Below are 12,079 nucleotides of genomic sequence, written 5' to 3' on the forward strand. Positions count from 1 at the left end.
CTTGTGGCCGCCGTACTCGTCTACGTCGCGCTCGGCGAGACGTGGCGCCGCGGACGCGAAGTGCGCGAAGGCGCCGAGTGGGTCGCGGGCACCGACGAGGCGAAGGAGCGTACCGCCGCCCGCCTTTGACGCCTTCGGCGCGTGGCCGCGGCAAACACCGAGCACCGAACGCCGAGCACGAACGCCGAGTACCGCCGCGGAGACCCGCTCAGATGGAGCGGCCGCAGGGGTGCCCGGCGTTCGGTGTTCCGCGTGCGACGTTCGGCGCTTGGTTCAGTGGGCGCAGGCCCAGGGGGCCGCCGACAGGGACTGGGCGGCGAGCGCGCGGAGCTTGTCCACCGCCGCGCCCGGGTCGCGGCCGTCGTACACCGCGGAGCCCGCCACGAAGACGTCGGCGCCGGCCTCGGCGCAGCGCTCGATCGTCTCGGCCGAGACGCCGCCGTCGACCTGGAGCCACATGTCCAGGCCGTGCTTGCCGATCAGCTCACGGGTGCGGCGGATCTTCGGCAGCATGATGTCGAGGAACTTCTGGCCGCCGAAGCCCGGTTCGACGGTCATGACGAGGATCATGTCCAGCTCGGGCAGCAGGTCCTCGTACGGCTCGATCGGCGTGGCCGGCTTGAGCGCCATCGACGCGCGGGCACCGGCCGCGCGGATGCTGCGGGCCAGCCGCACCGGCGCCGCGGCCGCCTCGACGTGGAAGGTGACGCTGCCCGCGCCCGCCTCGGCGTACGCCGGGGCCCAGCGGTCCGGGTCGGCGATCATCAGGTGGGCGTCGACCGGGGTGTCGGACGCCTTCAGGATCGACTCGACCACGGGCAACCCGAGGGTCAGGTTGGGCACGAAGTGGTTGTCCATGACGTCGACATGCAGCCAGTCGGCGTTCGCGACCTTCGCGGTCTCGTCCGCGAGGCGCGCGAAGTCGGCGCTGAGGATGCTCGGGTTGATTTGCGGCTTGGCCATGAGGACAGACTGCCATCCCGAGGGCCCGCATCGGGAATCAGGGGCGGCTTGCCCGGATCCGCCCGGCGAAGCGCCTCAATCTCGTCGACACCCGGCCCCACCAGCTAACTGACGGTTCGTCAGGTAGCCGCGTGCTCGCGCTCTGTGCGCGTGATGGAACACACAGAAGCGGCAAGGTCAAGGACGTGGCGCGTCGTGGCACACTTCCAGGTGTACGAATGTCACGTACGCGCGCTCCGGGGTCGGTGAAAATCCGAACCGGCGGTAAAAGTCCGCGAACCGGTTGACGCCCTCCGACCCGGAGGCGCCGGCCGGCCGAACCGGTGGAATTCCGGTGCCGACGGTGAAAGTCCGGATGGGAGGCAGCGCGCGGCGGGTGGCTTGTTCGGCGTGCCGGCATACCCTGCCATGCGCCCGAGCCGCTCCGTCCTGCCTTCCTGCGGCATGCCCGCAAACCCCCACCCCGGTCCACGCGTCCGCGACGACGTCCATGTCATGTCGCATCGATGCGGAGGAGACCGGGTGTCCGGCGAGGTGGCCCCCCAGGGGTTCGAGGCGGAAACGCACATGCGGCGCGCGATCGCGCTCGCCGCGCGCGGCCTCGGCACCACAAGCCCCAATCCCGTCGTCGGCTGCGTCGTCCTCGACGCACACGGCGAGGTCGCGGGCGAGGGCTTCCACGAGGTCGCCGGCGGCCCGCACGCCGAGGTCGGCGCGCTGCGCGAGGCGGGGGATCGGGCGCGCGGCGGAACCGCCTTCGTCACCCTCGAACCCTGCGCCCACACCGGCCGCACCGGGCCCTGCGCCCAGGCGCTGATCGACGCCGGGATCGCCCGCGTCGTGTACGCCGTCTCCGACCCGAACCCGCAGGCCGCCGGCGGCGCCGAAGTGCTGCGCGCGGCCGGCGTCGACGTCACCGGAGGCTTCCTCGCGGCCGAAGCCGCGCGCGGCAACGAGGCCTGGCTGACCGCCACTCGCCTCGGCCGCCCCTTCACCACCTGGAAGTACGCCGCCACCCTCGACGGCCGCATCGCCGCCGCGGACGGCACCAGCCGCTGGATCAGCTCCGCCGCCTCGCGCGCCGACGTGCACGCCCTGCGCGCCTCGGCCGACGCGGTCGTGGTCGGCTCCGGCACCCTGCTCGCCGACGACCCGCACCTCGCGGTCCGCGGCGACGCCGCCCGCCCCCGTGACCGCCAGCCGCTGCGCGTCGTCGTCGACACCTCCGCGCGCATCCCCGCCGACGCCCGCGTACTCGACGACGCCGCCCCGACACTGCTCGCGGTCGCCGACGACCTGCCCGCCGAGACCGCCGCCGAGCTGGCCGAACGGGTCGCCGGACGGGCCGAGATCGTCGCGCTGCCGCGTACCGCCGGGGGCCTCGACCTGCACGCGCTCGGCAAGGAGCTGTACGTGCGCGGCGTGCGCTCGGTGCTCCTGGAGGGCGGCCCGACGCTGGCCGGCGCGTACGCCGCCGCCGGTCTGGTCGACAAGGTCGTCGGCTACCTCGCGCCCGTCCTGCTCGGCGCCGGACCCGCCGCCCTCGGGCCGGCCGGAATCAGCACCATCACCGAAGCGTTGCGCCTGACCGTCGAGGAGGTGGCGGACGACCGGTTCGGCGGCGATCTGCGGATCACCGCGCGCGCCGCGTCCCACGACCGCCTCGCCGACGGCCAGGGCACGGGCGACACCCACGGTACGAACGGCACCACCGGTGGCGCGCACCGTCCCGCGCGGCCGGACCAGTCCCGAACCGCGCCGCCCCAGGCGGCGGACCACCCTGTGAAGGAGTCCTGACGTGTTCACCGGAATTGTGGAGGAGCTCGGCGAGATCGTCTCGGTCGAGCATCTCGGTGACTCGGCCCGATTGACCGTGCGCGGCCCCGTCGTCACGGCGGGCGCCCGGCACGGCGACTCCATCGCGGTCAACGGCGTCTGCCTGACGGTGGTCGACGAGAAGATCGACCCGGCCGAGGCCAGCTTCACCGCCGACGTCATGGCCGAGACGCTGCTGCGCTCCAGCCTCGGCGCGCTCGAACCGGGCTCGCGCGTCAACCTCGAACGCCCGATGGCGCTCGGCGGCCGGCTCGGCGGGCACCTGGTGCAGGGCCACGTCGACGGCATGGGCGCGATCGTGTCGCGCACCCCGGGCGAGCACTGGGAGGTCGTCAGGATCTCGCTGCCCGGCGACCTCGCCCGCTACGTCGTCGACAAGGGCTCCATCACGGTCGACGGCATCAGCCTCACGGTCGTCGAGGCCGGGCCGGACTGGTTCACGGTGAGCCTGATCCCCACGACGCTCGCGCTCACCACGCTCGGCGTGAAGCAGGCCGGGGACCCGGTCAACCTGGAGGTCGACGTGATCGCAAAGTACGTCGAGCGGCTCCAGACGTACGGCGACAACGGCCGGGACAACGGCCGTGGCAACGGTTCCGGCAACGGAATCGGCAACGGGCACGGCAGCGGCGCCGCGGAACGCGAAGGTGCGGGCGACCGGTCATGACCACCTGGGACGCCGCGACGGAGTGGCTGCGCGAGCCCGCGTTCACCGTGTTCGACCAGAGCGTCGTACGCGGTGACCTGCTGGGCAACGTCTTCGCGCTGGCCACCGTCGGGCTCGCGATGCGCCGCACGATCTGGGCCTGGCCCGTGCAGATCGCCGGTTCGCTGCTGCTCATGGCGGTGTACTGGTCCTACCACCTCGGCGGCAGCTTCTCGCGGCAGATCCTCATCATCGCGATGGCGTCGTACGGCTGGGCGCGCTGGAACCGCGGCAAGCGCGAGACCGGCGGCATCGCCGTGCGCTTCGCCACCAACCGGGAACGGGCGGGCCTGCTGGCCGCGATGGTGCTCGGCACCGCGGCGTTCGCGCTCATGCTCGCCGAGTGGGGCGTGGTGTGGGACCACCGCTGGTGGATGATCGCCGCCGACGCGTACATCTTCGTCGGCACCGCGGTCGCCACCGTCGCGCAGGCGCGCGGCCTGGTGGAGTTCTGGGCGGTGTGGATCGCCGTCGACCTGGTCGGCGTCCCGCTGACCTTCTACAACGGCCTGGTGTTCTCCGGGCTTGTGTACGGGATCTTCCTGGTCATGGTCCTGGCCGGACTGCGCGACTGGTGGCAGCGCTCCACCGCCGCGAAGCGGGCCGCGGGACCGGCGTACGGAGGGCAGGAATCAACCGCCGCGGGGGCGCGGCAACTGGAAGGGGCACGGGCGTGAGCACGATCAACCAAGAGGACGCGGCGGGCCCGGCTCAGGACCCGGGGGCGGATCTGACCCTGGACTCCATCGAGGACGCCATCAAGGCGTTCGCGGACGGCCAGGCCATCGTGGTCGTCGACGACGAGGACCGGGAGAACGAGGGCGACCTGATCTTCGCCGCCTCGCTCGCGACGCCCGAGCTGATGGGCTTCATGATCCGCTACAGCTCCGGCGTGGTGTGCGTGCCGATGACCGGCGCGGACCTCGACCGGCTCAAGCTGCCGCCCATGACGCAGGTCAACGAGGACAAGAAGGGCACCGCGTACACCGTCTCGGTGGACGCCAAGGACGGCATACACACAGGGATCTCGGCCGCCGACCGCACCCGCACGGTGCAGCTCCTCGCGGACGCCGGGACCACCGCCGACCAGCTCAGCCGCCCCGGCCACATCTTCCCGCTGCGGGCCGTCGAAGGCGGCGTGCTGGTACGTCCCGGCCACACGGAGGCGACCGTCGACCTCGCGCGCCTGGCCGGGCTGCCGCCCGCCGGGGCGATCTGCGAGGTCGTCAACGACGACGGCTCGATGATGCGGCTGCCGCAGCTCGTGCCGTTCGCGCGCGAGCACGGCCTGAAGATCATCTCGATCGCGGACCTCATCGCGTACCGCCGCCGCACCGAGCAGACCGTCGAGCGCGCCGCCGAGACCCGGCTGCCCACCGCTTTCGGCGACTTCCGCGCAATCGGCTTCCGCAGCACCCTCGACGGCGTCGAGCACATTGCGCTCGTCGCGGGCGAGGTCGGGGCGGGCGAGGACGTCCTCGTCCGGGTGCACTCCGAGTGCCTCACCGGCGACGTGTTCGGCTCGCTGCGCTGCGACTGCGGCCCGCAGTTGGCCGCGGCGCTGCAGACGGTCGCCGATGAGGGCCGGGGCGTCGTGCTCTACATGCGCGGTCACGAGGGGCGCGGCATCGGCCTGCTGCACAAGCTCCAGGCGTACCAACTGCAGGACGACGGCCACGACACCGTGGACGCCAATCTCGAACTCGGTCTGCCCGCCGACGCCCGCGACTACGGAACCGGCGCGCAGATCCTGTCCGACCTGGGCGTGCGCTCTATGCGGCTGCTCACCAACAACCCGGCCAAGCGCGCGGGTTTGGAGGGGTACGGCCTGGAGATCATCGAGCGCGTCCCGCTGCCCGTGCACGCCACCGCGGACAACTTGCGCTACCTGCTGACCAAGCGCGACCGCATGGGGCACGACCTGCCGTGGCTCGAGCCGTTGGAGCCCGCCGACGTCACACCGCACGGCGTGAGCTGACCTGAGCCGAACGGTCTTGAGTCGACCTTGCGCCGAACGGTCCTGCGCCTCACGGCGTGTGTCGGACGGTCTTGCGCCGAACGGCGTGAGTTGGACGGCACGAGTTGACCGGCATCGGTTCGTACTGCAATGAGTTGAAGGGCATGGGCTGAGGCGGGCGGCGTGGGTGGCGGGCGGTCCGCGAACGCCCTCCGCTTCAGCCGCGTCCGGCCCGCGCCGGCCCGGCGTCGGCTCCCGGATCGACCACGGGGCCAGCCGCGATTCACCCAGCTCGACCCAGTGCATACCCGCCAATTCCCGTCAATCCTCGTCCATCTCAATTCATCTCAATTCATCTAAATCAATCTCCTTCCATCCCCATCCATCCATCCCCACGAGAACCGGGACATCAAGCGATCATGAGTGGTAGTGGAGCCCCCGAGATCACCGTCGACGGCAGCCGGGGCCTTCGGGTCGGCATCGTCGCCGCGCAATGGCACGCCGCGGTCATGGACGGCCTGCTCGCCGGTGCGCTCGCCGCGCTCGACGAACTGGGCACCGCCGAACCCACCGTGGTCCGCGTCCCCGGCGCGTTCGAACTCCCGGTCGTGGCCAAGGCGCTCGCCGACTCCGGCCACGACGCCGTGGTGGCGCTGGGCGTCGTGATCCGCGGCGGCACCCCGCACTTCGAGTACGTCTGCGCCGCCGCCACCGACGGGCTGACCCGGGTGGCGCTCGACACCGGCGTACCGGTCGGCTTCGGGCTGCTGACATGCGACAACGAGCAGCAGGCCCTGGACCGGGCGGGCGTCGAGGGGTCGAAGGAGGACAAGGGCCGGGAGGCCGCCACCGCGGCCGTCGCGACCGCCGTCGCGTTGCGTAAAGTTGCCACGCCGGGGCGCTGAGCGGCGCCGACCGGCCGCGTCACCCGTGCGTACACCCGCACCGACCCCACCGACCCCCACCGACCCACAGTGAGAAGCCGAACCACTCGATGAAGACGTTTGAGCAGCTCTTCGCGGAGCTCCAGGAGAAGGCCGCCTCCGGGCAGACCGGATCGCGTACCGCCGAACTCGTCCAGCAGGGCGTGCACAGCATCGGCAAGAAGGTGGTCGAGGAGGCCGCCGAGGTGTGGATGGCCGCCGAGCACGAGGGCGCCGACCGCTGCGCCGAGGAGATCTCGCAGCTTCTCTACCACCTGCAGGTGATGATGGTCGCTCGTGGCATCACGCTCGAGGACGTATACGCTCACCTGTGACATCTGAGCGACGCCCGCGTCGCCCGACGCCGCGCGCGACTCCCGCGCGCGGCGGGGTCAACCAAGTCGTCAGAGTCCCCGGCACCGGTCGGCGCCTTGCCCGCGCGCACCGGGGCCGGGGATTCGCCCATGGAAGTAGGTTCCCGTCATGCTGCGCATCGCCGTCCCGAACAAGGGTTCGCTCTCGGAGCCTGCGTCGGCGATGCTCCATGAGGCCGGATACCGCCAGCGCAGCAACAGCAAGGAACTGGTGCTGGTCGACCCGGACAACAACGTCGAGTTCTTCTTCCTCCGCCCGCGCGACATCGCGGTGTACGTCGGCTCCGGCCGCCTCGACGCCGGCATCACCGGCCGCGACCTGCTCCTCGACTCCGGTGCGGAGGCCGAGGAGGTACTCGAACTCGGGCTCGGCGCGGCGACGTTCCGCTGGGCGGCACCGGTCGGGGCGTACAGCACGGCGAAGGACCTCCAGGGCGCGCGCATCGCGTCGTCGTACGTCGGCCTCGTCGAACGCCACCTCGCCGAGCAGGGCATCGAGGCCGAGGCCGTGGTCAAGCTCGACGGCGCCGTGGAGACCGCGATCCAACTCGGCGTCGCCGACGTGATCGCCGACGTCGTGGAGACCGGCACCACGCTGCGCCAGGCCGGCCTGGAGATCTTCGGGGACCCGATCCTGGAGTCCGAGGCGGTGCTGATCCGCCGCACGGGCGCCGAGGCGTCGGCGGCCGTGGACCAGCTCGTACGCCGCCTCCAGGGCGTCCTGGTGGCACGGCGCTACGTGATGATGGACTACGACATCCGCGTCGAGCGCGTCGAGCAGGCCGTGGCCCTCACCCCGGGCCTGGAGTCGCCCACCGTCTCCCCCCTGCACAACGAGGGCTGGGTCGCGGTGCGCGCCATGGTCCCGCGCCGCGACGCCCAGCGGATCATGGACGACCTGTGGGAGATCGGCGCCCGCGCCATCCTCGTCACCGGCATCCATGCCTGCCGGCTCTGACTTCCGGCCACCGACCGACCGATCGTCCCGGCCCCGCCCGTCTCCCGGGCGGGGCCGGACCGCTTTCCGGCGCCGTCCGTCCGCCGCCCCCGACGCCGCGCGCGACGCCCTCGGCCGCGGCATCCCGCCGGTGGAGACCTCCGAGCGAAGACGTAGGCTCGTCGAGGCCGCGAATCCCCGGCCCATGGACGACCATCGCGAGGGTGACCCGCACACCATGGAGCAGACCGCTGTGACCGGCAACAACCCCGCCCCCGGCGCCCACACCCCCGGCGCCCCCGGCCTGCCGCGCACCTGGTACCCGTCCCGCAGCCGCCTGATCACCCGCGTCGTCGGCCTGGTGATCCTCGTCGGCCTCACCATCCTCGCCGTGGCCCTCCCCGAGGACGGCGGCTGGAACCTCGGCTCCCGCGCCGGCGTCGTCCTCACCGGCGTCTTCGGCCTCTGCTTCATGCTCGCGCTGGGCCGCCCGAAGGTCGTCGCGACCGACGAGGGCGTCACCGTCGTCAACATCCTGCGCGTCCACCACCTGAGCTGGCCGCAGATCGTCCGCGTCCAACTCCGGCAGGGCGACCCCTGGGTCTTCCTGGACCTCTCCGACGGCGAAACCCTCGCCGCGATGGGCATCCAAACCTCCAACGGCCGCGACCGCGCCATCAAAGCCGCCACAGAACTCCGCGACCTCGTAGACCGCTTCGGCGGCGTAGAACCCGGCCGCAACTGACCCACCCCCCCACCCGAGCGACCCTCGTCCGAGTGAATTCCACTGGGCTCCCTCGCTACGCTGACCACCAGTCAGCCGCGGCAACACCGCCGTTCGGAGCTGTGGGGGAACGGGGGCGCTCATGCGCAGGCGTGTCAGTCCGGCGGGGGCGGCCGGAGCTTCGACGGTGCTGGGTTTCAGTGCCGGGGTCCTGGCGAATCTCGCGACATCCCAGTGGACCTGGGGCATCGGTGTAGCCCTGGTCGTGCTGGTTCTCGCGTGGGCGGGATTCGAGGCATGGAAGGCATCCGACCCCGTCCCTCCCGCCAACGGGCCGACCGGTGCCCTCGCCGCGGCAGAACACGCGCCCTGGATGGCGCCGCCGCTCGACGCGGTGGTGGAACGCCCTGAAATCGGACAACGCTTGCTGGACGCGTTGCTCACCGCCGGCGGAAGTGGCACCGGACCCGTGACTGCGTTGCGGGGTGCCGGCGGATTCGGCAAGACAACACTGGCGGCATGGGCGGCACATCGGCCCGAGGTTCGCGAACGGTTCCCGGGCGGTCTGCTCTGGATCACCCTCGGCCAAGGCCTCGCAGGCGCCGAACTCGCGGAACGCGTCAACGAGTTGAGTGCGACGCTGAGCGGGACCAGGCCCACCCTGGTCGATCCGGATGCCGCCGGCGCCGAACTCGGCCGCCTCCTGGACATGCGGGGAGCCGCCGTCCTGATCGTCGTCGACGATGTCTGGGACGCGGCGCAGCTCCGCCCGTTCCGGTACGGCGGGCGACTGTGCAGCCGACTCATCACCACCCGGGTGGCAGGACTCCTCCCCGACAGCGCAGAGCACCTGGTCGTCGACGCCATGAACTCCGAAGAGGCGCGGCACATGCTGTCCGAGCATGTGCCCGGTCTGTCCCGCGAGGCGGCGGACCGGATGACCGAGGCGGTTGGATGTTGGCCGGTGCTGCTGCACCTACTGTCCGGGTCGTTGCGCCAGCGGGTCGGCCGGGGACAGGACGCGGATGCCGCGGCGCGCGACGCCGGGCGCAGGCTCCGGACGCAGGGCCCCGCCGTGTTCGATGCGGCTCGTCCCACCGATCGCAGCCAGGCGGTGGCCGCGACGGTCACGGCCAGCCTCGACCTGCTGACGCCACCGCAGCGCGAGCGATACGCCGACCTGGCAGTCTTCCCCGAAGACGCGGAAATCCCCGTGGAGATGCTCGATCTGCTCTGGCCGGCGGAGCGTGCGGATCGCTTGTGCGAAGAGTTCGCCGATCTCGGGTTGGTCGCGGATTACCGACTGGATGCACCCGGTCCCCGGCTGATCCTTCACGACGTGCTGCGCACCTACCTGCTCACTCAAATGTCCGGTTCGGAACAACAGGCCCTGCACGCCAGAATCGTCGACGCCGCGCGCGGCCTTGTGGGCGTTGCGACTGCGCCGTCCGGTGAGTCCGTGCCCGCCTGGTGGGACCTTCCTACGCACAACGACTACCTGTGGCGCCATCTCGCCCATCACCTGGCGGAGGCGGGACGCAACGGGGAACTTGCCGCACTGGCGACGGATTTGCGCTGGGTCGAGGCCAGGACGCGGCGATCCGGATCCGCGGCGGGCGCCTTGGCCGACGCGGAGCGAGTCGACACCCCTGCTGGGCGTTCACTAGCGCGTGTGTTGGAACAGGCAGCCGCGATTCTCGGTCCCATCGAGCCGACCGAGGCTTTGGCAGCCACGTTGCTGGGGCAGGTCACCGGGGTTGCCGATCTCGCGGACTCGGTCGACCGGTACCGCGACACCCTGTCCACGCCGCGGCTGCAGCCGGCCGTGCCGTTCCCCGACCGCCCGGATCCGTCCCGGAGGTTCAGGGCAGGCCACAGCGGCGCCGTGATGAGCTGTCGTTTCGCCCCGGACGGCAAGGAGGTCGCCACGGTCGGCAAGGACGGCAGCGTACGTTTCTGGGATCCCGATACTCAGGTCGAGCGGCTCGTTCTCACCGGTCATGTCGGTGTCATCTGGGATTGCGTGTACTCGCCGGACGGAACGCTGCTGGTGACGGCGAGTGCCGACGGCACAGCACGTACCTGGAGCGTCGCCGACGGCAGCGTTCAACGCGTGTTCGCGGGGCACGACGGTGAAGTTCGAAGTTGCGCCGTGTCGGCTGACGGCAAACTGCTCGCAACGACGGGCAGCGACAGCACGGTTCGGCTCTGGAGCGTGGAGGACGGCCGTGAAATCCATGTCCTCCGGGGACACTCCGAGACTGTTTGGGCGTGCGCTTTCTCGCCGGACGGAACCGCTCTGGCCACCGGCGGAGACGACGGTGTGCTGCGGGTCTGGGATACGCAGTCGGGCGGAGAGCTCGGTTCCTCGGACCGTCAGGACCATCGCATCCGGTCCTGTGCGTTCCTGCCCGACGGTCGACAGGTAGCAGGGGTCGTCCTTGAAGGGTCCACGCTCATCTGGGACATCTCCGTCGACACGCCGACTTCCCGGCTTCTGAGCACGGAATCGGACGGACGCTGGCTCTGGAACTGCGCGGTCTCCCCGGACGGCACCCTGCTCGCAACCGGTGACAGTGAGGGTGCCCTGACGATCCGTTCGCTGACGGCAGACGACCCGCCCGTCACGATCAATGGGCACATCGGATGGATCCGACGCTGTGATTTCTCGCCCGACGGACGCCATGTGGCCACGTCGGGCATCGACGGATCCTGCCGTATCTGGGCGGTGGCGCCGGGCGGTGCGCAGACCGGGGAATTGGCGGGCCAAGTACCTGCCCTCACCTGCGCGTTCTCGTCCGACGGCACACACTTGGCCATGGCCGAGGGCGACCGGACGGTCCGCGTGCGGCACCTGTCGGACGGCTCGACGGACACGATCTCGGCGTCGTCCGGGGAGCGCTTCCTGCAGTGTGCGATTTCGCACGACGGCGCACTGGTCGCCACCTCCAGCGCCGAGGGGACGATTCGTGTGTGGAGTGTCGACGACGGCACGGAGCGGGCGGCATTCGTCGGCCACGTGGGAGCCACACGCGGATGCACTTTCTCTCCCGACGGGACCCTGCTCGCGTCCGCCGGCAGCGACGAGACCGTGCGGCTGTGGGACCTCGGAGCGTCCCAGAACCATGCCGTCTTGTCCGCTCACAGCGGCCGAGTCGGTGACTGTGCCTTTTCGCCCGACGGCGAACTGCTCGCCACCACAGGAGCTGACGGCACCGTGCGACTGTGGAACGTCCGCAACCGCTCCCCGCGCGCGGTGCTACTGGGGCACGCGGACGCGACCAATCACTGCCAGTTCTCCCCGGACGGCACGATGGTCGTTTCATCCAGCGACGACGGAACAGCACGGGTGTGGCGCGTGGCCGATGCTGCGGAGCAGGTCGTGTTGAGAGGACCCTCCGGTTGGCTGGAGGGATGCACCTTCTCGCCGGACAGCACCATGGTGGCCGCCGCCGGGTGGACAGACGGATGCGTGCTGATCTGGGACGTGGCAACCGGGGCCTGTCGCTGTGCCATCCGATTGGCCGGCGATCTGTACTACATCCGTTGGCACCCCTCGGGTTCGTGGCTGGCGGCCGCCGGAGGCGGGGGCCTCTACGAGATCGCCGTTGTCGACTGAAGAGACGGCGGTCGGTCGTTGCCGGTACCCCTGGTGTTCT

At 71.1% G+C, this 12,079-nt stretch carries 10 protein-coding genes and 1 riboswitch; of the genes, 9 read left to right on the forward strand and 1 reads right to left on the reverse strand.

Features of this window, described 5'->3' with window-relative positions; translation table 11 throughout:
• Window positions 1–273: 273 nt before the first annotated feature.
• On the reverse strand, window positions 274–963 hold the full coding sequence (rpe, locus tag AB0C36_RS24800) for a ribulose-phosphate 3-epimerase (protein WP_358357566.1): 690 nt from the start codon (window positions 961–963) through the stop codon (window positions 274–276).
• 227 nt (window positions 964–1,190) lie between these two features.
• Window positions 1,191–1,334, forward strand: a riboswitch (FMN riboswitch).
• 196 nt (window positions 1,335–1,530) lie between these two features.
• Here rpe and ribD point away from each other — a divergent pair.
• From ribD to AB0C36_RS24845, 9 genes are all read left to right on the forward strand, one after another.
• Entirely contained in the window at window positions 1,531–2,760 is a 1,230-nt protein-coding gene (gene ribD, locus AB0C36_RS24805; RefSeq protein ID WP_358357647.1) for a bifunctional diaminohydroxyphosphoribosylaminopyrimidine deaminase/5-amino-6-(5-phosphoribosylamino)uracil reductase RibD, read from the forward strand.
• Window position 2,761: 1 nt separating this feature from the next.
• On the forward strand, window positions 2,762–3,466 hold the full coding sequence (locus AB0C36_RS24810) for a riboflavin synthase (RefSeq protein WP_358357569.1): 705 nt from the start codon (window positions 2,762–2,764) through the stop codon (window positions 3,464–3,466).
• Window positions 3,463–4,182, forward strand: a complete 720-nt coding sequence (locus AB0C36_RS24815; protein WP_358357572.1) for a nicotinamide mononucleotide transporter family protein — start codon at window positions 3,463–3,465, stop codon at window positions 4,180–4,182. The genes AB0C36_RS24810 and AB0C36_RS24815 overlap by 4 nt, the downstream gene beginning before the upstream one ends.
• Window positions 4,183–4,187: 5 nt before the next feature.
• Window positions 4,188–5,483 carry a bifunctional 3,4-dihydroxy-2-butanone-4-phosphate synthase/GTP cyclohydrolase II gene (locus AB0C36_RS24820; RefSeq protein WP_358357649.1) on the forward strand — a complete coding sequence of 432 codons (1,296 nt, stop codon included), beginning with the start codon at window positions 4,188–4,190 and terminating at the stop codon, window positions 5,481–5,483.
• Window positions 5,484–5,881: 398 nt separating this feature from the next.
• The gene (gene ribH, locus AB0C36_RS24825; protein ID WP_358357575.1) at window positions 5,882–6,367 is read left to right on the forward strand and encodes a 6,7-dimethyl-8-ribityllumazine synthase; all 486 of its coding nucleotides are present in this window, start codon (window positions 5,882–5,884) and stop codon (window positions 6,365–6,367) included.
• 89 nt (window positions 6,368–6,456) lie between these two features.
• Window positions 6,457–6,720, forward strand: coding sequence for a phosphoribosyl-ATP diphosphatase (locus tag AB0C36_RS24830; protein ID WP_358357578.1), 264 nt, complete (start codon window positions 6,457–6,459; stop codon window positions 6,718–6,720).
• A 148-nt stretch (window positions 6,721–6,868) separates the two neighbouring features.
• The gene (hisG, locus tag AB0C36_RS24835; protein WP_358357580.1) at window positions 6,869–7,717 is read left to right on the forward strand and encodes an ATP phosphoribosyltransferase; all 849 of its coding nucleotides are present in this window, start codon (window positions 6,869–6,871) and stop codon (window positions 7,715–7,717) included.
• 184 nt (window positions 7,718–7,901) lie between these two features.
• Entirely contained in the window at window positions 7,902–8,441 is a 540-nt protein-coding gene (locus AB0C36_RS24840) for a PH domain-containing protein (RefSeq protein ID WP_358357582.1), read from the forward strand.
• 121 nt (window positions 8,442–8,562) lie between these two features.
• Window positions 8,563–12,039 carry a WD40 domain-containing protein gene (locus AB0C36_RS24845; RefSeq protein ID WP_358357584.1) on the forward strand — a complete coding sequence of 1,159 codons (3,477 nt, stop codon included), beginning with the start codon at window positions 8,563–8,565 and terminating at the stop codon, window positions 12,037–12,039.
• The last annotated feature ends 40 nt before the right edge of the window (window positions 12,040–12,079 follow it).

The sequence above is a fragment of the Streptodolium elevatio genome (genome assembly GCF_040649515.1).
GTDB classification, from domain to species: Bacteria; Actinomycetota; Actinomycetes; order Streptomycetales; family Streptomycetaceae; genus Yinghuangia; species Yinghuangia elevatio.

Coding starts and splice junctions, on each gene's coding strand:
- ribH (WP_358357575.1), top strand. CDS start 5,882: ATGAGTGGTAGTGGAGCCCCCGAGATCACCGTCGACGGCAGCCGGGGC.
- AB0C36_RS24815 (WP_358357572.1), top strand. CDS start 3,463: ATGACCACCTGGGACGCCGCGACGGAGTGGCTGCGCGAGCCCGCGTTC.
- hisG (WP_358357580.1), top strand. CDS start 6,869: ATGCTGCGCATCGCCGTCCCGAACAAGGGTTCGCTCTCGGAGCCTGCG.
- AB0C36_RS24840 (WP_358357582.1), top strand. CDS start 7,902: ATGGACGACCATCGCGAGGGTGACCCGCACACCATGGAGCAGACCGCT.
- ribD (WP_358357647.1), top strand. CDS start 1,531: ATGCGGCGCGCGATCGCGCTCGCCGCGCGCGGCCTCGGCACCACAAGC.
- rpe (WP_358357566.1), bottom strand. CDS start 963: ATGGCCAAGCCGCAAATCAACCCGAGCATCCTCAGCGCCGACTTCGCG.
- AB0C36_RS24830 (WP_358357578.1), top strand. CDS start 6,457: ATGAAGACGTTTGAGCAGCTCTTCGCGGAGCTCCAGGAGAAGGCCGCC.
- AB0C36_RS24845 (WP_358357584.1), top strand. CDS start 8,563: ATGCGCAGGCGTGTCAGTCCGGCGGGGGCGGCCGGAGCTTCGACGGTG.